Source organism: Ramlibacter tataouinensis TTB310, assembly GCF_000215705.1.
Classification (GTDB): Bacteria; Pseudomonadota; Gammaproteobacteria; order Burkholderiales; family Burkholderiaceae_C; genus Ramlibacter; species Ramlibacter tataouinensis.
The window spans coordinates 1,777,107-1,801,331 of record NC_015677.1; the positions used below are offsets into that span (position 1 = coordinate 1,777,107).

The following is a 24,225-nucleotide window of genomic DNA, read 5'->3' on the forward strand; positions in this document are numbered from 1 at the left end:
ATCCTTACCGCCCCTGGGCGACCATGTAGTCCACCGCCTGCCTGACCTCCGCGTCGGACAGGTTGGCGAAGCCGCCCTTGGGCGGCATGACGCCCTTCTTGCCGGTGTAGCCCTGGATGGCATGCTGGTACAGCACGTTCATGCCCTGCTGGATGCGCAGTCCCCAGTCGGCCTTGTCGCCCAGGCGCGGGGCGCCCGCCACGCCGGCACCGTGGCAGGCGGCGCAGGCCTTCATGTAGACGGACATGCCGGCGTTGTCGGGCCCCGCTCCCATGGTCACCGCGGGGTTGGCCGAGGGTGCGGGCGTGCCGTCGGAGGTGGGGTTGGTGCCCTGGCCCTGGGGCACGGTACCGGGGGCGGCGGACGCCGCCTGGGGCGGGGCGGCGGGCGTACCGGAGGCGACGGTCCCGGGAGTGTTGCCGCTGTCGGTGCCGCCCGCGCCGCCGCCCGGGCGCGGCGTCGCGGACGAGGTGGCACCTTGCGACTGGGAGCCGCCGTTCTCCTGCTGGCCACAGGCGGCGAGCAGGGCCAGGGCGGCGAGAGCGGCGGAAAGCGTGGCGAGGGTCTTGGGCATGCGCGATTTCATCCCTGCTTTTTCGCCGGCCTGCAGCCGCCGCCGTGTAGGCCGTTCCTGATCGACGGTGGAGGCGCCCTACCACCACCAGGGCCGCCGCAAACGGCTATCGTGCGGCGATGATCCCGCCCCAACGCCTTTCCGTCCCCAAGGACAAGCTCAAGTTCGTCCTGCTCGAGGGCATCCACGCCTCGGCCATCGAGTCGCTGCGCGCCCAGGGCTACGAGCACATCGTCACCTCGCCCAAGGCACTGGCCGGCGACGAGCTGCGCGCCGCCGTGGCCGACGCGCACTTCCTGGGCATACGCTCGCGCACCCAGCTGACCGAGGCCGTGCTCGCGGCCGCACCCAAGCTCACCGCCATCGGCGCCTTCTGCATAGGCACCAACCAGATCGACCTGCGCGCCGCGCTGCGCCGGGGCGTCCCGGTGTTCAACGCACCGTTCTCCAACACCCGCAGCGTGGCCGAGCTGGTCCTGGCCGAGGTGGTGATGCTGATGCGCGGCATCCCGCACAAGAACGCGGTGCTGCACCGCAACGGCTGGGTCAAGAGCGCGGCCGGCTCCTACGAGGTGCGCGGCAAGACGCTGGGCATCGTGGGCTACGGCCACATCGGCACCCAGGTGGGCGTGCTGGCCGAGCACCTGGGCATGCAGGTGGTGTTCTGCGACGTCGAGGCCAAGCTGACGCTGGGCAACGCGCGGCAGCTGCATTCGCTGGACGCCGTGCTGGAGCAGGCCGACGTGGTGACGCTGCACGTGCCCGAGACGCCGCAGACCCTGGACATGATCGCGGCCCCCCAGCTGGCGCGGATGAAGCCGGGCAGCCACCTGATCAATGCCTCGCGCGGCACGGTGGTGGACATCGCCGCGCTGGCCGACGCGCTGGAGCGCGGCCACCTCGCCGGTGCCGCCATCGACGTCTTTCCCGTGGAGCCGCAGGGCAACGACGCGCGCTTCGACTCGCCGCTGGTGAGATTCGACAACGTGCTGCTCACGCCGCACATCGGCGGCTCGACCGCCGAGGCGCAGGAGAACATCGGCCGCGAGGTGGCGGCCAAGCTGGTGCGCTACTCCGACAACGGCTCCACCGTGTCCGCGGTCAACTTCCCCGAGGTGTCGCTGCCCGAGCCGGCCGGCCGCAGCCGCCTGCTGCATATCCACCGCAACGTGCCGGGCGTGATGGCGGCCGTCAACGAGCGCTTCTCCGTGGCCGGCATCAACATCGCGGCGCAGTACCTGCGCACCAACGAGGAGGTGGGCTACGTGGTGATCGACGTGGACGGCGCGGCCAGCCGGGTGGCCATGGAGGAGCTGTGCGGCGTGCCCGGCACCATCCGGTGCCGGGTGCTGTACTGACTCAGTGCTGGGCCACGGTGCCGCGCCAGGCGCCGCTCTCGAAACCGCGGGATTCCAGCAGGTTCTTGAAGCGCTTGAGGTTGCCCTTGGTGGTGAGCTTGACGCCGCCGACCGCGTCGCCCACCTTCTCGACCAGGGTCTCGGGCTGGTAGTCCATCTGCAGCATCACGCGGGTGCGGTTGTCGCCGATCTTGTGGAAGGTGACCACGCCGGCGTTGGGCACGCCGTCGGTGCTGCGCCAGGCGATGCGCTTGTCGGGGATCTGCTCGGTGATCTCGGCATCCCATTCCTTGGGCTTGCCGGCCACGACGGCGCGCCAGTGCAGGTGGGTGTCGTCAAGCTGCTTGACCTCTTCCACGGTCGCCATGAACTGGGGGAAATCCTCGAACTGGGTGAACTGGTTGTAGGCGGTGCTCACCGGCACGTCGAGCTCGATGGACTCTTCGACGGTGGACGCCGAGCCCGAGCTGCGTCCCTTTCTCATCTGGCTCGACAGCAGCCAACCGCCGGCCGCCAGCGCGGCGACGGTCAGCAGGGCGCGGCCGCCGGGCGGGCGCACCACGAGGGTTTCCTCCACGGAGAGCAGGGGCCCGGGCCGGCGGCTCATCCTGGTTCGTTTGGACAGGAGCAGGCCGCCTGCGGCGGCAAGTGCGGCGACCGCTGCGGCGATCCCTGACTTTTTCATTTGCATGTTCGATTCCTCGGCTGTAGAAGGGAGTGGATGCTCATACGCGAGCAATGCGTCATGGTGGGCAATACGCCCGCTGACAGCGGCAACAGGCTGCAAAAGACGAACTCGACCATCGGCGCCCGGCGAAGGGCCGCGGGGCCGGACGGGCGCTCGGATGCGGACGGCCGAGGAGCCCACCCATGGCACGAGAGTTCTTACACAGGGATGCGCGGGGGCTGGCAGAACAATGTGCTGTTACCCGCTGTCCGGCCGCTTGCCGATAGCCTGCGCGTTTGCTTGCCATCCCTGAAAGGTGAATCCCTTGACTCCCCAACAATACGAACGCACCCAAGCCATCGCGCAGCGCTTCATCCGCGAGCTGCACCGGTTGGAATCCGGCGACGAGTCCGCCGTGGAGAGCCTGGCCCTGATGTTTGTCGACAACGGGCGCCTGAGCAATCCCATGCTGGAACACGAAGGCCGCGAATGCTGCGGCCGCGAGGAGGTGGCCGCGTTCTGGCGGCAGTACCGCAAGTCCTTCCAGGAGATCCATTCCGAGTTCCTGGAGGTCACCGTCAACCCGCTGGCCGCCGGCCTGTTCTGGCGCTCGCGCGGCAAGGACGCCGCCGGCGAGCCGGTGGACTACCACGGCGTGTCGCTGCTGATGCTCAACGAGGCCGGCCATATCCAGCGTTTCGAGGGCTACTTCGACAGCCGCCAGCTGGAGCGCGTCGCGCACTGAGCGCATGCGAAGACGTCGTCCCGCGCGGCGCGGCAGGCGGTGCCCGGCCGGGGCTCATACTGTGGCGGTCCGTGCTGGCGCACGGACTTCGCGGGCCGTTCTCTTCGGCCTGGGGCCGCGGCATAACTCGCTACGCGCCTAAGGCCGCTGCGCTCAGACAGATGCCGCGAGTCAGATCACGAAGCGCGCCGCACCGGCGGCGCGCAGCCCCAGGCCGAAGAGCCGTCCCGCCGCCCCAGAAATCGCCCCGCCCGGGCACCGCCTGCCGCGCTGAGACATGGCCTCGTGCGAAAGGTCTTCAAGACACGGCGCGCCAACCTAGCTGACTGACTCACCGCATCTGTCTGAACGCAGCGGCCTTAGGGCGCGTAGTGAGTTATGCGGTGCAAGCCCAGGCCCGGTACGGCGCAGCGAAGTGCGTGCGCAGCACGCACCGACACAGTATGAGCCCCTGGCGGGGAGCGCCTGGCGTCCCCGCACGGGACAACGACTGCCGCGCCACGCGGAACCACCTGCCGCAGCCGGATTCGGGTTTGCCGCATGGCCCGGCCCGCGCACGCGCGGTACCTTGCCCGGCCACCCCAACGCCGGAAAACCGCATGACGAACCCCTTCGCACCGCTCGCCCTGGCAGTGCGCGCCCTTGCCACGGCCGCGCTGGGCTTGGCCCCCCTGGCCGCTGCGTCGCAGGACTTCCCCTCGCGGCCCATCACCATGGTCATGCCGTACGCGCCGGGCGGGCCGGGCGACACCATCACGCGGGTGTTCGCCGCCGCCATGCAGAATACGCTGGGCCAGCAGATCCTGGTGGACAACACGGCCGGCGCGTCGGGCACCATCGGCAGCGCCAAGGTGGCGCGCGCGAAACCGGACGGCTACACGCTGCTGATGATCCACGTGAGCCATGCCACCAACCTGGCCATGTTCAAGGACCTGCCTTACCACCCCGTGCGTGATTTCGAGCCGGTAGGCTCGGCCACCAGCGGCCCGATGGTGATCGTGGCCCGCAACGGCTTCCCGCCCAAGGACCTGGCCGAGTTCGTGACGCACGTGAAGGCCAATCCGGCCAAGGTCAACCTGGCCCATGCCGGCGTGGGCTCGGCCTCCCACCTGTGCGGTCTGATGATGATGAGCGTGCTGGGCGTGCAGCTCAACGAGATCCCGTACAAGGGCACGGGCCCGGCTCTGACCGACCTGATGGGCGGCCAGGTGGACCTGCTGTGCGACCAGACCTCGGGCACGGTGCCGCCGGTCAAGGCCGGCAGGATCAAGGCCTACGCGGCGGCCGGCAAGGCACGGCTGCCCTCGCTTCCCGAGGTGCCGGCGATCGCCGAAGCCGGCATCCAGGGCTTCGACATCAACATCTCCTTCGGCCTGTACGCGCCCAAGGGAACGCCCCAACCGGTGCTGGGCCAGCTCACCGCGGCCTTGCAGAAGGCGGTGACCGACCCCGAGGTGCGCAGCAAGCTCGAGGGCATGGGCATCGCGGCCGTCGGCGCCGGGCAGGCCACGCCGGCCGCCTTGCGCGCGCACCTCGCGCACGAGATCGAGACCCTGGGCGGCCTGCTGGCCAAGGCCGGCGTGAAGGCCAACTGAACCCGGTTCGACCTCAGGCGCGGCTGCGTTCCACGTGCAAGGATGCCCGCATGATCATCCCGCGGTTTCCTCATGCGCCAACACGGCGGTGCGCACACGCCGCTGCTGCCAGCGCTCGGCCACATGCCCGGGCAGGAAAAGCGCCATCAGGGCCGTGAGCTGCCAGCGGCGGGTCAGGCACACCCGCCTGGCCTGCAGCAGGGTGAACAAGGCCCTGCGGCGGTCACCACCCGCCAGGGCGGCGCGCGCCAGCGTCACCTGCTGCTGTCCGACGAACCACAGGGCCCGGGCGCGCTGCGGACGCGGCACTTCGCCGCTGAGCGCGCGCCTTTTCATGCGCTCGATGAAAGGGGGCAGGCCCATCCGGATGTCGTAGTTGGAGGTCGACAGGCTGTCGGGCAAGGCCCGGTAGCCGGCCAGCGCCGCGTCCACCAGCACCAGCGGCGTGCGCTCGGCCACGCGGAACCACAGGTCCAGGTCCTCGCCGCACGACTCACCCGGCGGAAAGCACGGTTGCATGCGGTGCAGCAGGCTGGCCCGCACGGCCAGGCTGCTGGTGCAGAACGGGGTGCTCTGCATCCACCGCGTGCGCAGGTCGGGCACCACATCCATGCGAAACGGCCGCTCGACGCTCGGCCAGTTCGCGCTGTCGCCGGTGAACGAGTCCGATACCCGCCGAAAGCCCGTGGCCAGCATGTCGGCGTGGGGGTGGGTTTCATGCGCCTGCGCCAGCGCGGCCAGCAGCTCGGGATGGTGCCAGTCGTCGGCATCGAGAAAGACGATCCAGTCGCCGGTGGCTAGGGCGATGGCCCGGTTGCGGGCCAACGATACGCCGGCATTGGCCTGGCGCACGATCTGCAGCCGCTGGTCGGCGATGCCGTCCAGTGCCTGCACGCCACCGTCAGTGGAGCCGTCGTCCACCACGATCACCTCGTGCACGGGGTGGCTCTGCCCGAGCGCCGAAAGCACCGAATTGCGCACGTAAGCCGCTTTGTTGTAAAGCGGGACCACAACGGAAAATTTCATCATGAGGCTGGTTCAGAGCAGTTCATTGATCGGGTAGGCCCGTGCTCATAGAGCTTGTGCCGGGTGCCGCGCCGGTGCCATTGCTCACCCGCACGCCACTCCACCTTGCTTGGATGGATCAGGGTATCGCCCGCCGGTTCCAGCCATGGAAACGAGGTGTCACCCACGAACACCGGCCACAGCGAAATACCCAACAGCATCGCCGCATCGAAGAAGACGGGTGGTCATACTCGGCCGTCATCAGTTGCACGACATCGTCAGTCATGCGGCCCAGCTTAAGGGGCTGACAAGGCCAGGGTTGTTACTGCTCGTGTGGAAGCGTAAAAGCTATCGAAAAGATAGCAAGCTGCCCGGCCGGACCGAGGCCGGGCGAAGGCCGGGCGAGCCTCAGACGCGGCTGCGCTCCAGCGGGACTTCCTGCTCGCGGATGAAGCCGAAGTACGCGCCGACGGCAGCCAGGCCGGCGTGCAGCCAGACGTCGTGGCCGTACAGCGGTACCAGGCCGAACAGCGTGTGCAGGTTCATTGCCGGGATCAGACCCAGCACCAGCAGCAGGCCGTAGGCGACGGCGACGGCCTTGCCGTAGCTGCGCGAGGCACTGTCCGACTTGGACGCCACCAGGCCCCACACGCCGAACAGCAGGTGGGCGAGGTTGTGCAGCACGTTCACCGCGAACAGGCCGAGCACGGCGCCCAGGCCGGCGGTCACGCGCACGTCCGGATGCGAATGTGGCTGCGTGATACCGGGGATGAACCCGGCCGCGCCGACCAGTAGGAAGACGATGCCAAAGATCATGGCGAAACGACGGGTTGCAGTCATGGTCACCTCTCGCAAATGAAAGAAGGTTCGGGAAATCCACTCTAGCGAGAATGCACCTGCCCGTGTTCCTCGACCATGGTCCTGCGCACGAGAAATCATCGTTCAGGCCCGGCCTACACGCGAGCGCGGGGTGGGCTGATGCCCGCTGTGGCGCGGTGAGTCGACCATCGGCGGCATCTACTCTTCCTTCCTGGGTCGCACCATGTTCTTCTTTTTCTCCAACAAGCTCGGCTGGGGCAAATCGATCGCGCTGTCCATCGTCCTGACCCTGCTGCTGCTGTTCCTGTTCGGCGTGTTCGGCTGATCCATGGCCGAGGCCGCCTTCACTACTGCCGACTACAAGCTCTACCCGTCGCCGCGCAACACGCACCGCGAGGTGTTCCTGCACGAGGTGTTCGTGCCGCATCCGTATGCGCTGATCGACCTGCCGAGCTTCCACCTGAAGGGCCGCTCCAGCCTGTTCGCCGCCTACCGGCTGGCCGACGGCAAGCACGGGCAGCTGGTGACCTTCGAGCTGCCGGCCGATGCGTCCAGCTTCTCGGCCCGGTTCAGGCCCGACTGAGCCGGCTGCTACGCTGTGGGCCACGATAAGGAGCCGCCATGGCCAAGCAGGACCCCGCAGACCACGGCCGCTCGGTCGCGCTGTACTGGGATTTCGAGAACCTCCACGCCGGCCTGTGCGACGAGAGGGAGCCGGGCGCCTACGCGCGCCAGGACTTCCGCTTCAAGCCGCAGGAGCCGCTGGTGGACGTGCAGGCCGTGGTGGGCCTGGCGTCGTCCTTCGGCCCCATCGCCATCCACCGGGCGTACTGCAACTGGCAGTACTTCAGCCGCTACCGCGACCAGCTGCTGCAGAACGCGGTCGAGCTGATCCAGCTGTTCCCGCCCGGCGGCGGTGCCAAGAACGGGGCCGACATCAAGCTGTGCCTGGACGCGATCGAGGATATCGCCCGCTTCGCGCATGTCGGCACGGTGGTGATCGTCGGCGGCGACAGCGACTTCATGCCGGTGTCGCAGAAGATCAAGGCCGCCGGCCGCACGCTGATCGGCGTGGGCACGCGCAAGGCGACCAACCCCCACTGGGCCAGGAGTTGCCACGAGTTCCGCTATTACGAGGACCTCCTGGAGGTGAGGGCTACAGCACCTCGTTGATCAGGTAGACCAGCTGGTCGCGCGCCTTGCGCCAGCGCGGACGGCGGCGCCAGCGCTCCAGGTCGACCTCGTCGGCGCGCCGGGCGTAGCGCTCGAACACCGCGTCCAGCCGCCGGGCCAGGGCGGGGTCGAGCACGCCCAGGGTGATCTCGTCGTTGGTCTCGAACGAGCGGTCGTCGAAGTTGCTGGAGCCGATGGCGCTCCAGCGGCCGTCGATGGTCATCACCTTCTGGTGCAGCAGGGTGTGCGGGTACTCGAACAGGCGCACGCCGCAGCGCAGCAGCTTCTCGAAGTTGCGGTGGCCGGCGTGCTGCACGATGGGGTTGTCCGAGCCGCTGGCCGATGGCATGAGCACCCGCACGTCCACCCCTCGTCGAACGGCCTCGCCCATGGCGTCGATGGCCTCGGGCTCGGGGATGAAGTAGGGGTTCTGGATCCAGATGCGCTCGCGCGCCAGGCACAGCGCGGTGTGGTGCAGGATCTTGACCGCCGGCGCCGATCTCTCCGGCTTCAGGAAAGCGGCGTGGATCACCGCATCGCCCGCCGGCTCCAAATGCGGGAACACGTCGTCGCCCACGAACAGCTCGCCGGTGATGCCCGCCCAGTTCTCGCTGAAGGCGGCCTGCACGCTGTGCACGACGGGCCCGTGCAGGTGCACGCTCAGGTCGGCGTAGTGCTCACCGTCCTCGGCGTCGCCCAGCCAGTGGTCCTTGATGCAGTGGCCGCCGACGAAGGCCTCGCGCCCGTCGATCACGCACAGCTTGCGGTGGTCGCGGTCGTTCAGCACACCCAGGTTGCGCAGCGACCACTTGTGGAAGAACACCAGCCGGCAGCCGGCCTGGCGCAGCTGGCGCGTGACGTCCGGGCCGATCTTCTTGCCGCCCTGCGCGTCCAGCAGCAGGCGCACCTTCAGGCCGGCGCGCGCCCGCTCGGCCAGTGCGGCCGCCAGGCGCTGCGCCAGCCGGCCGTGCTCCCACAGGTAGGTCTCGAAGTGCACCGTGTGCCGGGCCGCGTCAATGCGCTCGATCAGCACGTCGTAGAAGCGGCCGTTCTCCAGCAGCTGCACCCGGTTGCCCGGCATGGCCGTGCCCAGGGTCAGCCCGGCCAGGGAAGGCATCAACTCGGCGATGGGCGCGTCGCACTCGATGGACAGCGCCGGGTTGCGGTGCCGCCGCACGGACCACAGCGCGATGGCCAGCAGCGCCGTCAGGGCGAGGGCGAGGGCGGTCCACAGGGCGGCGTCCATTCAGGCGGGTCGCGCCTGCTGCGGCGCCTCGCCCAGCAGGTAGGCGTCCATCGCCAACGTGCCATGGGTCATGCCGCCGTCCAGCACCTCTACCTTCGCGCCGGGTTGCGCGGCACCGTACGCGAAGGGCAGGGGCAGGTAGTGCTCGGGCGTGGGATGGGCACGCCGGGCATGCGGCGCGCTGTCCAGGTAGCCGGCAATAGCCGCCTCGTCGTGCGCGCGCAGCGCGACGCGCGCCCAGTCCACGAACTCGGCGGCGTAGCCCGGGTTGGGAAGGCCCGGCTGGCGGAACTCGAACAGGTTGTGCGTGATGCTGCCGGAGCCGACGATGAGCACGCCTTCCCCGGCCAGGGGCGCCAGCGCGCGGCCCAGGCGCACCGCACCCGGCCCGTCCAGGTCGTGCGGCATGGACACCTGCAGCACCGGGACGTCGGCCTCGGGGTAGAGGTGGCGCACCGGCACCCAGGCACCGTGGTCCAGCCCGTGCTGCGTGTCGGGCGAGACGTTCCAGCCCGCCGCGTTGAGCAGCTCGAGCACGCGCTCGGCCACGTCGGGGCTGCCGGGGGCCGGGTACCGGATCTCGTAGAGCGCCTGCGGGAAGCCGCCGAAGTCGTGGATGGTCTCGGGCGCCGCCGCCATGGCCACGCGCACGCCGCGCGTCATCCAGTGGGGCGAGAGCACCAGCACCGCCCGCGGGCGCGGCAGCTGCTGGCCCAGCCGCCGCAGCTGCGGACCCGCGAGGCCCGGCTCGACCGCGAACATGGGCGAGCCGTGCGAAACGAACAGGGAGGGCAGGCGGGGGCTCATGGAAGGTCCTTTCCTTTCGTCGCAGCCACTGTAAGCCGGATCGTGCCGCCGGGCAGCGTGGCCGGCGGGCCGGCCAGGACGGTCCCTAGAATGCCCGGCCATGAGCGGCTGGATCGACCAGGCATGGACCGCCCTGCACACGCTGCAGGGCCCGCCGGCCTATGGCCTGGTGCTGGGGTTGCTGGTGGCCAGCGGCTTCTTCCTGCCGGTCAACGAGGACCTGCTGCTGGTGGCCGCCGCGGCGCTGACGCTGAAAGGCTTGATGCAGCCGCCGCTGCTGGTGCTGGTCGCCTGGGCCGGCATCGTCACCGCCGATGCACTGGTGTTCCACTGGGGCCGGGTGTTCGGCGCGCGCGCGCTGGAGAACCGCTGGGCCGCCCGCGTGCTGCCGCCGGCGCGGCTGGCCAGGGCGCAGGCCGCCATCCGGCGCTGGGGACCGCTGTGCATCATGGCGGCGCGCTTCCTGCCCGGGCTGCGCACGCCCATCTACTTCGCGGCCGGCTCGCTGCGGCTGCCGTACCGGCAGCTCTTCCTCTACGACGGGGCCGCGGCGGCCGCGGAGATACCGCTGGTGGTGTACGCCGTGCGCTGGTTCGGCGAGCGCTGATGCCGCGCTCAGGCGCCGCCGAGCTCGCGCACGCGGTCCGAGTTGGTGGTGCTGTGCACACCCTTGAGGTGGGCCTCGACGTCGGCAGCCTTGTCCCCGACCGCGGCCACGGCTTCGCGCAGCTGCATCTCGGTGGCGTCCAGTTTTTTCGCCCAGTGCGCGCAGGCGGCGGGCTCGTTGATGTCGATGCGGTCGGGTTCCACGCCGGGTTGGCTGCTCATGTCATCTCCTGGTTCGGTCGATGTGCGCACCCTAACGCGCCGCCGGCGCCGGCGCTGTAGGCCGGCGCCCAGGCCGGGCTTCCGGGCTAGCGCTTGACCCAGGTGAACACGCGCACCGGGGGCACGTTCAGCGTCTCCCATTCCTTCTGGGGCTCGCCCAGGTAGGGCGTGGCGAAGCCGGCCACGTGGGCGCGCACCTGGTAGGCGACGAAACGGCCGCCCGGCCGCAGCACCTGGGCGATGGCGGCGGCGATGCGGTCCGACACCTCGGGCGGCATGGTGGAGAAGGGGATGCCCGAGACGATGGCGTCGGGGGGCGACAGCCGGCGCGCCCCCAGGAACTCGGCCAGGCGCTCGGCGCTGCCCAGCTCCAGCGCCAGGCGCGGGTCGTGGAAGGCCTGGCTGAGGTGCTCGTGGAAGTTCGGGTCCAGCTCGATGGCCAGCAGCCGCGCCGAGGGCGACATGGCTTTCAGGAAGGCCGCCGTCGTGCCGCCGGTGCCGGGGCCCAGCTCGACCACCGTGCGCGCTTCGGCGATGCCCGCGTTGCGCACCAAACGCTGCTCGAGCCAGCGCGAGCTCGGCACGACCGAGCCCACCTGGGCCGGGTTGCGCACGAAGCCGCGCAGGAATCGGGCGCTGTCGCGCAGCGGCTTGGAAGGCGACGTTGCGGTGCGCGTGGTGCTGCGTGCTGCGGCCTGGGCGGCGGGGCGTTCGTTCATGATGGAGTGGTTGTTGTGGGGTGGTTGCTGGGAAAATCGGGCCATTCTGGTGCCGGCCGAGCCGGCAACCTGTCGGACAGTTTCGCTTGGCTGACGCCCCGACCGCAAGCGCGAGACAATCGGCTCTTCCGTGCGCAGCCTGCGCGCGGTCCGTCGTTTCGCTTGCCGCCGTCCCCATGCCCCTGCCCACTCCCGCGCCGCGCGCCCACCTGCACACCCGCAACGTCGTCTTGCGCGGCTACCACCGCGAGGACGGCCTGTGGGACATCGAGGCCGAGCTGGCCGACAGCAAGAGCTACGAGGTCGAGATGGCCGAGCGCGGCCCGCTGCCGCCGGGCGGCAAGGTGCACGGCCTGGCCATCCGCGTGACGGTGGACGACGCCATGGTGATCCGCGCCATCGCCAGCTCGATGGACGACACGCCCTTCGGCGAATGCCAGCAGGGCAACGCGCCCATGCAGCAGATGGTGGGCGCCACGCTGGGGCCGGGCTGGCGCCAGGCGATCGAACGGGCGCTGGGCGGCGTGCGCGGCTGCACCCATCTGCGCGAGCTGCTGTTCAACATGGCCACGGCCGCCTACCAGACCATCCCGGCCTGGCGCGAGCGGCTGCGGCGCGAAGCCGGCCAGCCGCGTGCCGACAGCGGCCAGCCGCCCTACCATGTGGGGCGCTGCATCGCCTGGGACGTGGACGGTGCGGTGGTGCAGCGCCACTACCCCCAGTTCGCCGGCTGGGAGCCGCTGCGGCGCAAGTCGCCGCCCAAGCCCTGACTGCTTCCGGAGGTCCCCCATGCCTGTCCCTGCCCGCCGACGGTTCCTGGTCCTGGCCGCGCTCGCAGGGCTGGGCACGCGCGCGGTCGCCCAGCCCGACGGGGCCGATGCCGGCTGGGCCGCCCTGGCGAGGCCGGGCGCGATCGTGCTGTTCCGTCATGCCACCGCGCCCGGCGTGGGCGATCCGCCGCAGTTCCGCCTGGGCGACTGCGGCACGCAGCGCAACCTGAGCGAGGAAGGCCGGGCCGAAGCGCGGCGGCTGGGCGAGCAGTTCCGCCGGCGTGGCATCCAGGTGGGCGCGGTGCTGACGTCGCAGTGGTGCCGGGCGCGCGAGACGGCGCAGCTGGCCTTTCCCGGGCAGGTGCGCGAGGAGCCGGCGTTCAATTCGACCTTCGGGCGCGGTGGCGGTGACGAGCGGCAGACGGCGCGGGCGAGGGCGCTGCTGCACGACTGGCGCGGCCCGGGGGCGCTGGTGGTGGTGAGCCACCAGGTCAACATCCAGGCCCTGGCGGGCGTGAGCACGTCCTCGGGCGAGGGCATCGTGTTGCGGCGGACGGCCGACGGACGGCTGGAAGTGGCGGGCCGCGTCACATCCTGAGGGCACAGGTGGCCGGCCAAAAAAAAGCCGGCGTTGCTGCCGACCTCAAGCTTCCCTGGAGACTGATCAAACTACTCGATCCCGAAGCCGACGCCCTCGTGTTGGGCGTCAGCTTCGGGTGATCCCGGTTTACTCGCCGGTGACCGATCCGGACGACAGGTACACGCGGCCGGTTTGGCTGAAGAAGGTGCCGGCGGCCAGCAGCAGGCGGCTCGCGTCCGAGGTGATTGCCGCTGCGCGCCAGTTGGCCTCGCCCTCGGGCTCGGTGATCGGCGCGAACGAGGTGCCGCCATTGGTGGACAGCAGCACGTCGCCATTGCCGGACCGGGTGGCAACGATGATGTCGCCGTTCTGCGAGGTGTCGAGCGACGTATAGGCACTGCTCTCGGCGAGGCCCCGGACCCAGGTGGCGCCGCGGTCACGCGAGACATACACCCCAGTGCTGACTTTGGCGCCGGGGAAGTCGGTGTTGCCTGCCGCGGCAATGGTATTGCCGTCCGGCGAGACTGCGACGCGGTACCAGCTGTCCGTGATCGCGGTGCCATCGACCGTGATCGCTAGTGGGGTGAAGGTCACTCCCCCATCGGCGGATTGGAACAGGCTGCCCGTCTCGCTGGCGGCCACCAGGAAAGTGCCGTCGGCCGAGCCGTCGATTGCGCGGAATCGGGCGCCCGCGACGTTCGCGGCCGCCGCTTCGGCGCCATTCACCGACGTATAGACATTGCCACCGAGATCAACGGCAACGATGCGCTGTCCATCCTCGGAGATCGTGACCGACTCGTACTCGAGGCTCTCGCCGGGGTTGACGGTCGTGTCAATACGGGTCCAGTCGAGCCCGCCGTTCGTTGACAGGTACATGCCACCCGAGAATCCGACGGCTGCCATGCGAGTGCCATCGGGGGTCATGTCCACCGAGATCCAGAGGCGTTCCGGCGAGTTGGACACGGTCCAGGTGGCACCACTGTCGACCGAGCGGTGGATGCGGCCGGGGATAGGGGCGGCCACCATGACGGTGCCGGTCGGGTTTACGGCGACCCAGTGCCACGACATCGGCATCTCCGTGGAGCCGCCGGTAGCCGACCAGGCCAGGGGGCTGGTCGGAGCGGGAGCCGGCGCCGACGGGCCGGGTGCCGGGGCCGATGGGCTAGGTGCCGGGGCTGAAGGGCTGGGTGATGGCGGTGTTGCCGTGTCTGGTGCCGGAGCGGGCGCCGTCGCTGGTGGAGGAGCTGGCGAGAGATCCGTCGAAGGGCGGGGGGCCGTAGCTGGCGAGGTGGAAGGAGTTGGCGCAGGTGGTGGGCTATCCCCGCCTCCGCCTCCGCAAGCCGCCAGCCAAAAAGCTGCCAGTGCGGAGAGAGCATGTGCACGATGCCGAGTCACTGTCTTCCCACCAGATACATCCATGTTTGTCTCCCAATCGCGCTGAATGCACATTGCAGGATTACGCATCTAGGGCCGGGAGACGCGGCCTGATCAGCTTTGACTTGCCGTAACGTCCGGTAATCTCCGATGGATTGCACCCGGCTTGCTGCTAGGCAGTCGGCAGCTCAGGGCGAAGACGCACCCCTGTCACCTTCCTCCTGAAAGGAGGCAAGGCCGGAACCCAGGCCGCCCCCACCTTGAAGCTGGCCTGACTTTGTCAGGCTCCATGTATCTACCAAGCCTATCGACATGAATGTCCCTGGACCGGCCATAAAAAAAGACCGGCGTTGCCGCCGGCCTCAAACTTCCCCTGGAGACTGATCAATCACCGGATCAGGAAGCCGCCCATCTGTTATTACCTCTCGGTGGCGTCGGCTTCCAGCGATCCTGACTTACTCGCCGACGACCGAGCCGGACGACAGGTACACGCGGCCGGTTTGGCTGAAGAAGGTGCCGGCGGCCAGCAGCAGGCGACCCGCGTCCGAGGTGATCGCCGCGGCGCGCCAGTTGGTCTCGCCTTCGGGCACGGTGATCGGTGCGAACGAGGTGCCCCCATTGGTGGACAGCAGCACTTCGCCGGCGCCCGACCGGGTGACGACGATGATGTCGCCGTTCTGCGAGGTGTCGAGTGACGTGTAGGTACCGGCCGCGGCCAGGCCCCGGACCCAGGTGGTGCCACGGTCACGCGAGACGTACACGCCGGTGCTGGTGGGACCCGCGTAGTCGGTGTTGCCCGCCACGACGATGGTGTTGCCGTCCGGCGAAACCGCGACGCGGTACCAGTTATCCGTGACCGCGGCGCCATCGACGGTGACCGTCAGCGGCGCGAAGGTCGTGCCGCCATTGGTGGACAGGTGGGCGTCGCGGTTCTGGCTGACCGCCACCACGACCGAGCCATCGGCCGAGCTATCCACTGCGCGGAACGCCGCACCAGCCACCGGCACGGTGGTGAAGGTGGGCGTCGCCGAGGTGCCGTCGGCGGAGACGTAGAGGTTGCCGGACAGGTCCGCCGCCACGATGCGGGTGCCATCCTGCGACATCGTCACCGACTCGTAAGAGATCGAGCTTCCGCCGGCATTGAAGGCGGCGTCGATCGGCGCCCAGGTGGCTCCCCGGTCGGTCGACATGACCATCGCGCCGTTCAGGGCCACGGCGATCATGCGGGTGCCGTCGGCCGTCATGTCCAGCGAGATCCAGATGGCGCCGGTGTCCAGCGTTGTGGCCGTCCAGGTGGCGCCGCTGTCGGTCGACACGTGGACACCGCCCGGGATAGCCGCCGCCGCCATCACCGTGCCGGTCGGGTTGGTGGTCACCCAGTGCCAAGACCTGGCCGTTTCCGTGGTGCCGCCGGTGGCCGTCCAGGCCAGAGGGGTGGCCGGGGCCGGAGCCGGCGCGGGTGCCGACGGGCCGGGTGCCGGGGCCGGAGCGGAAGGGCCGGGCGCCGGAGCCGACGGGCCGGCCGGGGGCGGAGCCGCGGCAACGTCATCGCCGCCACCACCACCACCGCCGCAGGCCGTCAGCCAGAGTGCGGCCATGGCCGCAAACGCCGCCGAGGTGGCGCGGGACTTTGTTTCCTTCTTCAACATTTGGTCAGCTCCTAGTTTCTTGCTGGACATGACGAAATCCCGTCACGGCCTAGATGGTCGGTGTCTCTGCTGAGGCTCGTCTGGAGGGTTTGGAGCAAGTGCGTGTAGGAGCAATGCTCGCGGAAAAGTCGTCCCGCATTGCGGAGCGCGTTACCTCGTACAACCGTCCGTATCCGGTTGAAATCGCACTAGCCCCAAAGGGCTGGCCCGAAGGAGTCACTTGCGCGGTAGCGCCCGCCATGCTGTGTGCCTAGACTGCCGGCTCACCCACCGGAGACGACGATGACGCTCACCCTGCACGGCCTGCCGATCTCGAACTACTACAACAAGGTCAAGATGGCGCTGCTCGAGAAGGGCGTGCCCTTTGCCGAAGCGCATGCCGCGACGCACAGCACCGACGAGGCCGTGCTGCGCGCATCGCCGCTGGCCAAGATCCCCTTCGTCACCACGCCCGAGGGCGCGCTGTGCGAGAGCCAGGTCATCGTCGACTGGATCGAGGTGCGCTGGCCGCAGCCGCCCCTGCTGCCGGCCGACGCCTTCGCCGCCGCCAAGGTGCGCGAACTCACCACCTTCCTCGACTGGCACCTGGAGATGGCGGCGCGGCAGCTGTACGGGCCGGCGTTCTTCGGCGCGCCGCCGCTGTCCGAGGCCAATGGCGCGCGCGTGCGCCGGCAGCTCGAGGCCAGCATCGCCGCGTTCCAGCGCATCGCGCGCTTCGCGCCTTACGTGGCGGGCGAGCATTTCACCCAGGCCGACCTGGCAGCCTTCAACCACCTGCCCCTGGTGGGAATGGCCAGCAAGGCTGCCTACGGCCAGGACCTGCTGCTGGCCGCCGGCGTGGACTACAAGGCCTACCTCCAGCGGGTGGGCGAACGCCCCTCGGCGCAGAAGGTGGTGGCGGACCGCAAGGCGGCCCAGCAGGCCGCCCGCTGAAGAGTCCACCGGCCGTGGCCTGCGCCGGTTGCCTCAGCGGCTGGCCGAGGTGCGATGCCCCGTGGAGGTATAGAGCGCCCCGCTCGCGCCGCCGGGTGAGCCGGCAGCCACCGCGATGGACTGGCCATCCGCCGACAGGGCCATGGCACGCCAGTTGGTGTCGGTGCCGGGCAGGGCCAACGGCGCGAACGTGGCGCCGGCGTCCTGCGAGAGCAGCACGTCGCCGCCGTTGATCGTGGTCCCGATGACCCGTCCATCGCTGGACATGGCGATGGCGGAGTAGTTGCCGACGCGCGAAGTGGCATAGCCGCCCCAGGTCCCGCCGCCGTCGCGCGACACGAGCAGCGGCGACTGGGTGCGGCCGGCGATGGCGATGGTCTGCCCGTCGCCGGACACCGCGACGCGGTGCCACTCGTGCGATCCACCACCGGGCGTCTGGCGCGCATTCCAGGTCAGCCCGCCGTCGGCGGAAACGTAGACGGCATAGGTCGGTCCATAGTACATGCCGCTGGTTCCGGACGGTACGGCCACCATATGGCGGCCGTCCGCCGAGCTGCCGAGGGCGCCCCAGCTGGCGGTCATGGTCACCAGGTCCCCGTTGATGCGGCACGAGGTGGGGGTGCTGCAGGGTCTGAGGCCCAGGGTCCAGGTGGCGCCGCCGTCCTGCGACACGTAGACCGGGCCATCCAGCACGGCCGCGGCGATGCGCCGGCCGTCGTCGGACACCGTCACCGATGTCCATGGGCGGTTGCCGAAGTCCTCGCCAGCCGGCGCGGCCACCGCGCTCCAGGTGGCGCCGCGGTCCGTGGACATGAACAGGCCGCCGCCGCTGGCCGCGGCCACGATGCGGCCGGCATCGGCGCTCATGTCCGCCGACGTCCAGGCGGCCGTCGGACTGTTGCCGGTGGTCCAGGTGGCGCCGCCATCCACCGACGTGCGCACGCGTCCCGGGCTGTCGGTGGCGACCAGCACCTCGCCGGTGGCGCTGGAAGCCAGCCAGCTCCATGCACGCGGCTGGTCCCGCTGCGTCCATCGGCTGTCGGACGCTGCATCGCCGGCCGGGGGGGAGGCGCCCACCACTGGACTGTTGGCTGCAGGCGCTGCAGTCCCCACCGCAGACGCTGCAGCCCCGTCGTTGTTGCCTCCACCGCCACCGCCACAGGCGGCCAGCCAAAGTGCAGCCAGCGCCGCGAGGGCCGCCGGGTGACGGCGGTGTCTTGTTTCACGCTTAGACATGAGTACTCCTTTGTCCTTCCCTGATGTGACGGTCGCGCCACGTCACCGATGGTCACGCCGCTGCTGAGGCCACTCCTTCTGCTTTGGCCCGAGCGCGTGTAGGAGGGATGCGCGTCGATCGGAGTCCTGCATGGAGTCGCGCAGCGCACGTTGCGGTTCGGCCACGTGAGACCGAAATTCCATCGCCGGCACTCCTGCCGCGCTTGCATTTGCGCGCCGCCTGCCTTACCTGCGGTTCATGACCGAGTCCCTGCACGTCGTCTGCCCGCACTGCCAGACCACCAACCGCGTCCGCGCCGAGCAGCTGGGCAGCGCGCCCGACTGCGGCCGCTGCAAGCAGGCGCTGTTCACCGGCCGCCCGGTGGCGCTGGACGAGGCGGCCTTCGAGCGCCAGGTCGGACGCAGCCAGCTGCCGGTGCTGGTGGATTTCTGGGCCCCGTGGTGCGGGCCCTGCCGCACGATGGCGCCGGCTTACGAGCAGGCGGCCGCGGCGCTCGAGCCCCAGGTGCGCGTCGTCAAGGTCGACACCGAGCAAGCGCAGGCGCTGGCCGGCAGGCTCAACATCCGCAGCATCCCGACGCTGGCGCTGTTCGTCGGCGGGCGCGAGGTGGCGCGGCAGCCCGGCGCGCTGACCCGGGCCGCGGACATCGTGGCCTGGGCGCGCGGCCACCTGCGCTGAAGGCGAGGCGGGTGCTCAGGCCGGCTTGCAGGCCGGCACGGCAGCGTCCGCCGGCGCCGGGTGCAGGTAGACCTGGCAAAAGCCCACACCCAGCACCACGCCGGCCAGGAACAGCCAGCCCCCAGCCAGGCCGCGGGCCGCCGCCTTTGGCGCGGCCGCGCGGCCGGTGAGCGCGGGCTCGTCGGGCTGGGCCTGGTTCCAGCGGGTAATGACGCGCTGGGCGGCGGCATGGTCGGCCTCGTCGACCACCACGCGGACCAGGCCGGCGGCAGGCAGGGCGCCCACGGCTCCCTGCAGGTACTCGCCCTCGACCTGCCCGCGGATGCCTTCCTGCCGCAGCAGGTCCAGGATCATGTGGGCTTCCAGGCTGTTGGCGGCGTCGTACACGTGTTTCATGGCGGCTCTCCGTTGACGCATCCTATCGGCTGTGCTGCCAGGCCGGGCAGCGTCGTGCACAATCGCACGGCTGGGTTGAACTTCTGGCCCGGCAGCGCGCTCGGTCTTGCGTCTTCAAGGAAGGGAGAGAGAGCCATGGCGCCGTGGGCTGGCAAAGCCTTGTTCGTCGCAGGTTGCGCGGCCGTCGTGGCCCTGGAAGGGCTGGCGCTCGCCCGTTGGCAGGGGTGGCTTCCTTCCCGCGGCGGCCCGAGCACGGCAGGGCCGGTGCCCGTGCCGGCGCCAGTGCCCGCCTCCGTGGCCATCGAGTTTGAACCCATGGCCCTCGAGGAGGCGCCCACCCCCGAGCCCTCGCCCCTGGCGCGCCGGTACCAGGCGCTGCGCGAGCGCCTGCGCTGGGTGCCGACGCGGCTGGGCCGGGACATGCACCTCACGCCCGATCTGCCTTCGCGGCTCCTGCTGGTGAAGTCGGCCGCGCAAGAGGCCCGGCTGCACGAGGTCGGCCTGGGTTTCGCCGACGTCTACGGCCTGATCACCGCCGAGACGTCCTGGGTGCCGCGGCTGGGCCGCAGCCGGGACGGCACGCCCAACCTGGGCGTGGCCCAGTTCGAGCCGGCCACCGCAAAAGCGGTCGGCCTGCAGGATCCGCATGACGTGGTGGAGGCGGTGCATGCTGCGGCGCGCCACATGCGCGAGGCCGCGGAGTGGAGCCGCCAGCGCATTGCCGGCCTGAAGCTGAACCGCGCCGAGCGTGCGGCCCGGCTGCGCGAGGGCGTGTCGATCTACTACAACCTGTCCAGCCGTGGCCGCGAGGCCTGGGATGGACGCAATACCGAGCGGCTGCCGGTGCAGACGCGGCAGCACATTCGCAACGCACGCAGCGGAGCCGCCGAGGCCGCGGTGCTGGCGACCCGGCTGGCCCTGCCCGCGCCGCCGGCCGGCGTGGCGCCGGTGGCCCAGCGGCCGCATCCGCCTCTGCACGCGGCGCCGTAGGCGCCTTCCTGCCTGCCGCTTCGCATGTGCCTGACCCGCGGGGCGCGCACGCCGTGCCTAAGGTCTGGCCTTCTTCATCTTCCTCACGGAGACGGCAATGGCAGGCAGCATCTTGGGACAGGTACTGGGCAGCGTGTTCGCTGGCGGGCGCGGCGGCATGGGCATGGGTGGCATGGGCATGGGCGGTGGCCTCGGCGGCTTGGGCGGCCTCGGGGGCATGGGCGGCCTCGGGGGCATGGGCGGCATGGGCCTGCCGGGCGGCCGCTCGGCATCCCCGTTCGGCAACCGCACGGCATTGATGATGATGATGCTGCCCCTGGCCATGCAGTGGGTGCAACGCAACGGCGGCATGGGTTCCGTGCTGCAGCGCTTCAACCAGCGCGGCTACGGCCAGCACGCGTCGTCCTGGGTGTCGACCGGCGAGAACCAGGCGCTCGACCCCCAGGCCGTTGGCGACGTGGTCGGTCAGGAGGAGCTGTCGCGCCTGTCGCAGCAGCTGGGCGTGCCGCAGGAGGAGGTGGCCAGCGGCTTCGCCGAGATCATGCCGGAGATGGTGGACCAGCTCACGCCGCAGGGCCGGCTGGACCCCGATGCGGACGACGTGCTGAACGGCGGCCTGTCGCACTGGCAGCGGTCCATGTCCCCCGAGCGCGTGGGCTGAAGCTCGGCGCCTCGCGCGGCCGTCCTACAGCGGCCGGCGCGGCGCTGGCGGTACAGTCCCACGGATGAGAACGGCCCTTGCCCGCACCGCCCGGCTGGCGGCAGATGGCGCCCGCCGGGTCGGCCAGGCCATGCGGCGCCACCCGTGGCGGACGCTGCTGATCCCGCCGGCGCTGCTGCTGCTGTACACGCTGGCGCTGGTGCCCTTCACCCCCGCGGTCAACGACATCCGCAAGCTGCGCAACGAGGCGCCGGCGCTGGTGATGTCGGCCGACGGCAAGCAGCTGGCGGCGTTCAAGCGCGCCAACCGCGAATGGGTGGGTCTGGCGCAGATCTCGCCTACGGTGATCGCCGCCCTGATCGCCACCGAGGACCACCGCTTCTACCAGCACCACGGCATGGACCTGCGGCGCACCGCCTCCGCCGTGCTGCACACCCTGGGCGGCGACCCGCAGGGCGGCTCCACCATCACGCAGCAGCTGGCGCGCAACCTCTACCCCGAGGACATCGGCCGCGCGCGCACGGTGACGCGCAAGCTCAAGGAGGCGATCACCGCGCTGAAGATCGAGAGCGTCTACACCAAGGACGAGATCCTCGAGACCTACCTGAACACCGTCCCCTTCCTCTACAACGCCTACGGCATCGAGATGGCGGCGCGCACCTATTTCGACAAGCCGGCGCGGCGCCTCGACCTGCTGGAGAGCGCGACGCTGATCGGCATGCTCAAGGGCACCAGCTACTACAACCCGGTGCTCAATCCCGAGCGCGCCGTGCAGCGCCGCAACATCGTGCTGGGCCAGATGGTCAAGCACGGCAAGCTGGAAGCGGCGCGCCTGGAAGGGCTGAAGAAGCGCCCCATGCGGCTGGACTTCGAGCGCCAGCTCGAGCCGCTGGGGCCGGCGCCGCATTTCGCCCAGGTCCTCAAGCGCTGGCTGATCGACTGGGCCGACCGCAACGGCTACGACATCCATGCCGACGGGCTGGTGGTGCGCACCACCATCGACTCGCGCCTGCAGGCCGCCGCCAACCAGGCGGTGGCGCGGCAGATGGAGCGGCTGCAGGCCACCGCCGATGCGCAGTGGAGTCCGCGCGCCTGGGCCGGCCGGCGCGAGCTGGTCCAGGCCCTGGTGCGCGACACCGCGCCGTACCGGCAGGCGATCGCCCAGGGGATGGACGAGGAGGAGGCGCTCAGGCGGGTGCTGGCCGATGCGGCCCTGATGCAGGCGCTGCGCGAGGAGAAGACGCGGCTGGCCGCCGGCTTCCTGGCGCTGGACCCGCGCAGCGGCCAGGTCCGGGCGTGGGTCGGCAGCCGGGATTTCGCGCTGGACCAGTTCGACCACGTGCAGCAGGCACGGCGCCAGCCCGGCTCGACCTTCAAGCCCTTCGTGTACGGCGCCGCCTTCGAGATGGGGGCGCGGCCTTCGGACACCCTGGTCGACCAGGCGGTGGAGATCCGGCTGCCGGGCGGGCAGGTCTGGCGGCCCGGCGACGCCACGCCGCCTACCGGCGAGGTGTTGACGCTGAGCCGGGGTCTGGCCCTGTCCAAGAACACCATCACCGCGCAGCTGATGCAGCGGGTCGGGCCGGAGCGCGTGGTCGCCCTGGCGCAGTCCCTGGGCGTGCGCCAGAGCAAGCTGGAGCAGGTGCCTTCCCTGGCCCTGGGAACCAGCCCGGTGACGCTCAAGGAGATGGTGGCTGCCTACGGCGCCATCGCCAATGGGGGCCAGTACCTGGAGCCGGTGATGGTGGCAAGCGTCGAGGACCGCGACGGCCGGGTGCTGGAGGCGTTCCAGCCGGCCATGCCCGAGCCGGCGATGTCGCTGCCGGCCGCGCAGATGCTGGTGGCCGCGATGCGCGGCGTGATCGACGAAGGCACGGGCACGGCCATCCGCGGCCGCTTCGGCATCCAGGCCGACGTGGCGGGCAAGACCGGCACCACCCAGGACAACACCGACGGCTGGTTCATCCTGGTGCACCCGCAGCTGGTGGCCGGGGCCTGGGCCGGCTTCAACGACAGCCGCATCACCATGGGCGACAGCTGGGGGCAGGGCGCGCGCAGCGCCTTGCCCATGGTGGGCGACTTCTTCCAGCAGGCGCTGCGCGCGCGCTGGGTGGACCCGCAGGCGCGCTTCACCACGCCGGCCGAAGGCGGCCTGCTGGACCCGCTGCTGGGACGCATCAACGACTGGCTGGGCAGCATCTTCCCGCAGGTCCAGCGCGAGGGGCGGCGCGCGCCGCAGCGCCCGCCGCCGCCCGCCGAGGAGATGGCACTGCCGCCGGCGCAAGCGCCCATCCCCGCCGTGGTCGCGCCGAGGCCCGCGCCGCCTGAAAGGGACTTGCCGCCGGTGGTGACCATCCCGGTGCCGCCGCCGCGGCCGCCCGCGCCGGTGGTGGTGGCACCCGCACCCCCGCCGGGAGCGGTGCCGCGCGCCCGCGTGGCGCAGCCGGGTGAGCGGCCCCCGTCCGAGGCCGGGCGCGGGGCGCCCCCGCCGGCGCGTGCGCCCAGCCCCGGCGTTCCCATCCTCTCCGTGGAGTGAGGACCGCCGCGGCTATGCTGCGGCCATGTCACCGGAACAACTGCTGACCCACCACGACCAGGCACGCCTGTGGCCGGCGCCCTCGGGGCTGGACCTGGACACCGCCTACGAGCACGCTCTGACGGTGCGCCGGCTGCGCATGGCGCGCGGCGAGCGGCCGCGCGGCTTCAAGGTCGGCTTCACCAACCGCGGGATCTGGCCGCGCTACAACGTTTTCGCGCCCATCTGGGGCACGGTGTGGGACGGCACCCTGGCTTTCTGCGAGGGCGAAGGCGAACTGGCCCTGGCCGGCACCTGCCAGCCGCGCCTGGAGCCCGAGGCGGTGTTCGGCCTGGCGGCCACGCCGCCGCCCGCAGCCTCGGACCAGCAGCTCTGGGCCTGCCTGGCCTGGGTGGCGCCCGGCTTCGAGGTGGTGCAGTCGCATCTCCCGGACTGGAAATTCGCCGCCGGCGACACCGTGGCCGACGGCGGCCTGCATGCCCGCCTGCTGGTGGGCCGCCGGGTGCCGGTGCGGGAGGTGGCGCCGGATGCCGCCAGCTTCGGCCGGCGGCTCGCGGCCGCGCAGGTGGCGCTGCACAAGAACGGGCAGCGGGTGGAGCAGGGCGCCGGCCGCAACGTGCTGGACGGGCCGCTGCAGGCGCTGCAGCATTTCGTGCGCGCCTTGCGGGCATGCCCCGGCGCACCCGATCTGCAGCCGGGTGACGTGGTGACCACCGGCACCTGGACCGACGCCTGGCCGGTGGCGCCCGGTGAACGGTGGAGCGCCGAATTCGACGCACCGCTGGCGCCGCTGACGGTGCGCTTCGGCTGAGCTGGTTCGGCTTTCGCTCTGACACACGCTCCACCCGGTTTCCTACAAGGCGCTCGCTGCTGCGGCGGGTAGGC

26 protein-coding genes are annotated in these 24,225 nt (G+C 70.7%); 14 read left to right on the forward strand and 12 right to left on the reverse strand.

Annotated elements, in window-relative coordinates; genetic code table 11:
• Positions 1-4 precede the first annotated feature (4 nt).
• On the reverse strand, positions 5-574 hold the full coding sequence (locus RTA_RS20195) for a c-type cytochrome (RefSeq protein WP_013901010.1): 570 nt from the start codon (positions 572-574) through the stop codon (positions 5-7).
• Positions 575-693: 119 nt separating this feature from the next.
• On the opposite strand from RTA_RS20195, the gene serA reads away from it, so the two are divergent.
• Positions 694-1,932 carry a phosphoglycerate dehydrogenase gene (gene serA / locus RTA_RS08660; protein ID WP_013901011.1) on the forward strand — a complete coding sequence of 413 codons (1,239 nt, stop codon included), beginning with the start codon at positions 694-696 and terminating at the stop codon, positions 1,930-1,932.
• 1 nt (position 1,933) lies between these two features.
• Here the strand turns inward: serA and RTA_RS08665 are convergent, their stop codons facing one another.
• Positions 1,934-2,539: an SRPBCC family protein gene (locus RTA_RS08665; protein WP_226986134.1), complete on the reverse strand. Its 606-nt coding sequence runs from the start codon at positions 2,537-2,539 to the stop codon at positions 1,934-1,936.
• Between the two features lie 385 nt (positions 2,540-2,924).
• Here RTA_RS08665 and RTA_RS08670 point away from each other — a divergent pair, with 385 nt between their 5' ends.
• Complete coding sequence (locus RTA_RS08670) at positions 2,925-3,344, forward strand: nuclear transport factor 2 family protein (protein WP_013901013.1); 420 nt, start codon at positions 2,925-2,927, stop codon at positions 3,342-3,344.
• 599 nt (positions 3,345-3,943) lie between these two features.
• On the forward strand, positions 3,944-4,939 hold the full coding sequence (locus tag RTA_RS08675) for a tripartite tricarboxylate transporter substrate-binding protein (RefSeq protein WP_013901014.1): 996 nt from the start codon (positions 3,944-3,946) through the stop codon (positions 4,937-4,939).
• 54 nt (positions 4,940-4,993) lie between these two features.
• On the opposite strand, the gene RTA_RS08680 is transcribed toward RTA_RS08675, so the two are convergent.
• Positions 4,994-5,968 (reverse strand): glycosyltransferase family 2 protein, encoded by a 975-nt coding sequence (locus RTA_RS08680; RefSeq protein WP_318532692.1) that lies wholly within the window; start codon positions 5,966-5,968, stop codon positions 4,994-4,996.
• Positions 5,969-6,352: 384 nt separating this feature from the next.
• Positions 6,353-6,784 carry a DUF4383 domain-containing protein gene (locus tag RTA_RS08685; protein ID WP_013901016.1) on the reverse strand — a complete coding sequence of 144 codons (432 nt, stop codon included), beginning with the start codon at positions 6,782-6,784 and terminating at the stop codon, positions 6,353-6,355.
• Between the two features lie 307 nt (positions 6,785-7,091).
• Between RTA_RS08685 and RTA_RS08690 the strand changes: the two genes are divergently transcribed.
• Positions 7,092-7,346 (forward strand): hypothetical protein, encoded by a 255-nt coding sequence (locus tag RTA_RS08690; RefSeq protein ID WP_041675220.1) that lies wholly within the window; start codon positions 7,092-7,094, stop codon positions 7,344-7,346.
• A gap of 38 nt (positions 7,347-7,384) precedes the next feature.
• Positions 7,385-7,936 (forward strand): NYN domain-containing protein, encoded by a 552-nt coding sequence (locus RTA_RS08695; RefSeq protein WP_013901017.1) that lies wholly within the window; start codon positions 7,385-7,387, stop codon positions 7,934-7,936.
• Here the strand turns inward: RTA_RS08695 and RTA_RS08700 are convergent.
• Complete coding sequence (locus RTA_RS08700) at positions 7,920-9,182, reverse strand: phospholipase D-like domain-containing protein (RefSeq protein WP_013901018.1); 1,263 nt, start codon at positions 9,180-9,182, stop codon at positions 7,920-7,922. The genes RTA_RS08695 and RTA_RS08700 overlap by 17 nt on opposite strands.
• On the reverse strand, positions 9,183-9,989 hold the full coding sequence (locus tag RTA_RS08705; protein WP_013901019.1) for a dioxygenase family protein: 807 nt from the start codon (positions 9,987-9,989) through the stop codon (positions 9,183-9,185). It abuts the gene before it with no gap.
• Positions 9,990-10,089: 100 nt separating this feature from the next.
• On the opposite strand from RTA_RS08705, the gene RTA_RS08710 reads away from it, so the two are divergent.
• Complete coding sequence (locus tag RTA_RS08710; RefSeq protein ID WP_013901020.1) at positions 10,090-10,596, forward strand: DedA family protein; 507 nt, start codon at positions 10,090-10,092, stop codon at positions 10,594-10,596.
• Between the two features lie 8 nt (positions 10,597-10,604).
• Here the strand turns inward: RTA_RS08710 and RTA_RS08715 are convergent, their stop codons facing one another.
• Entirely contained in the window at positions 10,605-10,817 is a 213-nt protein-coding gene (locus RTA_RS08715; RefSeq protein ID WP_013901021.1) for a DUF3606 domain-containing protein, read from the reverse strand.
• A gap of 86 nt (positions 10,818-10,903) precedes the next feature.
• Positions 10,904-11,536 (reverse strand): class I SAM-dependent methyltransferase, encoded by a 633-nt coding sequence (locus tag RTA_RS08720; RefSeq protein WP_143762937.1) that lies wholly within the window; start codon positions 11,534-11,536, stop codon positions 10,904-10,906.
• A gap of 176 nt (positions 11,537-11,712) precedes the next feature.
• Here RTA_RS08720 and RTA_RS08725 point away from each other — a divergent pair, with 176 nt between their 5' ends.
• Both RTA_RS08725 and RTA_RS08730 read left to right on the forward strand, forming a co-directional pair.
• Entirely contained in the window at positions 11,713-12,306 is a 594-nt protein-coding gene (locus RTA_RS08725) for a DUF2889 domain-containing protein (RefSeq protein WP_041675222.1), read from the forward strand.
• Positions 12,307-12,325: 19 nt separating this feature from the next.
• A complete protein-coding gene (locus RTA_RS08730; protein ID WP_013901024.1) occupies positions 12,326-12,904 on the forward strand; it encodes a histidine phosphatase family protein in 579 nt (192 codons plus the stop codon).
• Positions 12,905-13,033: 129 nt separating this feature from the next.
• On the opposite strand, the gene RTA_RS08735 is transcribed toward RTA_RS08730, so the two are convergent.
• A complete protein-coding gene (locus RTA_RS08735) occupies positions 13,034-13,954 on the reverse strand; it encodes a WD40/YVTN/BNR-like repeat-containing protein (RefSeq protein WP_013901025.1) in 921 nt (306 codons plus the stop codon).
• A 761-nt stretch (positions 13,955-14,715) separates the two neighbouring features.
• Positions 14,716-15,909 carry a WD40/YVTN/BNR-like repeat-containing protein gene (locus RTA_RS08740; protein WP_226986135.1) on the reverse strand — a complete coding sequence of 398 codons (1,194 nt, stop codon included), beginning with the start codon at positions 15,907-15,909 and terminating at the stop codon, positions 14,716-14,718.
• Positions 15,910-16,191: 282 nt separating this feature from the next.
• Between RTA_RS08740 and RTA_RS08745 the strand changes: the two genes are divergently transcribed.
• Positions 16,192-16,842 carry a glutathione S-transferase gene (locus tag RTA_RS08745; RefSeq protein ID WP_013901027.1) on the forward strand — a complete coding sequence of 217 codons (651 nt, stop codon included), beginning with the start codon at positions 16,192-16,194 and terminating at the stop codon, positions 16,840-16,842.
• 33 nt (positions 16,843-16,875) lie between these two features.
• Here RTA_RS08745 and RTA_RS08750 read toward each other — a convergent pair whose 3' ends face one another.
• On the reverse strand, positions 16,876-17,919 hold the full coding sequence (locus tag RTA_RS08750; protein WP_158307828.1) for a WD40/YVTN/BNR-like repeat-containing protein: 1,044 nt from the start codon (positions 17,917-17,919) through the stop codon (positions 16,876-16,878).
• Between the two features lie 397 nt (positions 17,920-18,316).
• Here RTA_RS08750 and trxC point away from each other — a divergent pair, with 397 nt between their 5' ends.
• On the forward strand, positions 18,317-18,757 hold the full coding sequence (gene trxC / locus RTA_RS08755) for a thioredoxin TrxC (RefSeq protein WP_013901029.1): 441 nt from the start codon (positions 18,317-18,319) through the stop codon (positions 18,755-18,757).
• A gap of 15 nt (positions 18,758-18,772) precedes the next feature.
• Here trxC and RTA_RS19740 read toward each other — a convergent pair whose 3' ends face one another.
• On the reverse strand, positions 18,773-19,153 hold the full coding sequence (locus RTA_RS19740; RefSeq protein ID WP_013901030.1) for a putative signal transducing protein: 381 nt from the start codon (positions 19,151-19,153) through the stop codon (positions 18,773-18,775).
• Between the two features lie 315 nt (positions 19,154-19,468).
• On the opposite strand from RTA_RS19740, the gene RTA_RS08765 reads away from it, so the two are divergent.
• From RTA_RS08765 to RTA_RS08780, 4 genes are all read left to right on the forward strand, one after another.
• On the forward strand, positions 19,469-20,143 hold the full coding sequence (locus RTA_RS08765) for a lysozyme family protein (RefSeq protein ID WP_041675225.1): 675 nt from the start codon (positions 19,469-19,471) through the stop codon (positions 20,141-20,143).
• A gap of 97 nt (positions 20,144-20,240) precedes the next feature.
• On the forward strand, positions 20,241-20,804 hold the full coding sequence (locus RTA_RS08770) for a YidB family protein (protein WP_013901032.1): 564 nt from the start codon (positions 20,241-20,243) through the stop codon (positions 20,802-20,804).
• Between the two features lie 64 nt (positions 20,805-20,868).
• Positions 20,869-23,340, forward strand: a complete 2,472-nt coding sequence (locus RTA_RS08775; protein ID WP_143762939.1) for a penicillin-binding protein 1A — start codon at positions 20,869-20,871, stop codon at positions 23,338-23,340.
• Between the two features lie 25 nt (positions 23,341-23,365).
• A complete protein-coding gene (locus tag RTA_RS08780) occupies positions 23,366-24,151 on the forward strand; it encodes a 2-keto-4-pentenoate hydratase (protein ID WP_013901034.1) in 786 nt (261 codons plus the stop codon).
• The last annotated feature ends 74 nt before the right edge of the window (positions 24,152-24,225 follow it).

What these genes read in the sequence shown, in the direction of transcription:
- RTA_RS20195 (WP_013901010.1), bottom strand. Translation starts at nt 574, where the DNA reads ATGCCCAAGACCCTCGCCACGCTTTCCGCCGCTCTCGCCGCCCTGGCC.
- serA (WP_013901011.1), top strand. Translation starts at nt 694, where the DNA reads ATGATCCCGCCCCAACGCCTTTCCGTCCCCAAGGACAAGCTCAAGTTC.
- RTA_RS08665 (WP_226986134.1), bottom strand. Translation starts at nt 2,539, where the DNA reads ATGAGCCGCCGGCCCGGGCCCCTGCTCTCCGTGGAGGAAACCCTCGTG.
- RTA_RS08675 (WP_013901014.1), top strand. Translation starts at nt 3,944, where the DNA reads ATGACGAACCCCTTCGCACCGCTCGCCCTGGCAGTGCGCGCCCTTGCC.
- RTA_RS08680 (WP_318532692.1), bottom strand. Translation starts at nt 5,968, where the DNA reads ATGATGAAATTTTCCGTTGTGGTCCCGCTTTACAACAAAGCGGCTTAC.
- RTA_RS08685 (WP_013901016.1), bottom strand. Translation starts at nt 6,784, where the DNA reads ATGACTGCAACCCGTCGTTTCGCCATGATCTTTGGCATCGTCTTCCTA.
- RTA_RS08690 (WP_041675220.1), top strand. Translation starts at nt 7,092, where the DNA reads ATGGCCGAGGCCGCCTTCACTACTGCCGACTACAAGCTCTACCCGTCG.
- RTA_RS08695 (WP_013901017.1), top strand. Translation starts at nt 7,385, where the DNA reads ATGGCCAAGCAGGACCCCGCAGACCACGGCCGCTCGGTCGCGCTGTAC.
- RTA_RS08700 (WP_013901018.1), bottom strand. Translation starts at nt 9,182, where the DNA reads ATGGACGCCGCCCTGTGGACCGCCCTCGCCCTCGCCCTGACGGCGCTG.
- RTA_RS08705 (WP_013901019.1), bottom strand. Translation starts at nt 9,989, where the DNA reads ATGAGCCCCCGCCTGCCCTCCCTGTTCGTTTCGCACGGCTCGCCCATG.
- RTA_RS08710 (WP_013901020.1), top strand. Translation starts at nt 10,090, where the DNA reads ATGAGCGGCTGGATCGACCAGGCATGGACCGCCCTGCACACGCTGCAG.
- RTA_RS08715 (WP_013901021.1), bottom strand. Translation starts at nt 10,817, where the DNA reads ATGAGCAGCCAACCCGGCGTGGAACCCGACCGCATCGACATCAACGAG.
- RTA_RS08720 (WP_143762937.1), bottom strand. Translation starts at nt 11,536, where the DNA reads ATGAACGAACGCCCCGCCGCCCAGGCCGCAGCACGCAGCACCACGCGC.
- RTA_RS08725 (WP_041675222.1), top strand. Translation starts at nt 11,713, where the DNA reads ATGCCCCTGCCCACTCCCGCGCCGCGCGCCCACCTGCACACCCGCAAC.
- RTA_RS08730 (WP_013901024.1), top strand. Translation starts at nt 12,326, where the DNA reads ATGCCTGTCCCTGCCCGCCGACGGTTCCTGGTCCTGGCCGCGCTCGCA.
- RTA_RS08735 (WP_013901025.1), bottom strand. Translation starts at nt 13,954, where the DNA reads ATGTCGTGGCACTGGGTCGCCGTAAACCCGACCGGCACCGTCATGGTG.
- RTA_RS08740 (WP_226986135.1), bottom strand. Translation starts at nt 15,909, where the DNA reads ATGTTGAAGAAGGAAACAAAGTCCCGCGCCACCTCGGCGGCGTTTGCG.
- RTA_RS08745 (WP_013901027.1), top strand. Translation starts at nt 16,192, where the DNA reads ATGACGCTCACCCTGCACGGCCTGCCGATCTCGAACTACTACAACAAG.
- trxC (WP_013901029.1), top strand. Translation starts at nt 18,317, where the DNA reads ATGACCGAGTCCCTGCACGTCGTCTGCCCGCACTGCCAGACCACCAAC.
- RTA_RS19740 (WP_013901030.1), bottom strand. Translation starts at nt 19,153, where the DNA reads ATGAAACACGTGTACGACGCCGCCAACAGCCTGGAAGCCCACATGATC.
- RTA_RS08765 (WP_041675225.1), top strand. Translation starts at nt 19,469, where the DNA reads ATGGCCCTCGAGGAGGCGCCCACCCCCGAGCCCTCGCCCCTGGCGCGC.
- RTA_RS08770 (WP_013901032.1), top strand. Translation starts at nt 20,241, where the DNA reads ATGGCAGGCAGCATCTTGGGACAGGTACTGGGCAGCGTGTTCGCTGGC.
- RTA_RS08775 (WP_143762939.1), top strand. Translation starts at nt 20,869, where the DNA reads ATGAGAACGGCCCTTGCCCGCACCGCCCGGCTGGCGGCAGATGGCGCC.
- RTA_RS08780 (WP_013901034.1), top strand. Translation starts at nt 23,366, where the DNA reads ATGTCACCGGAACAACTGCTGACCCACCACGACCAGGCACGCCTGTGG.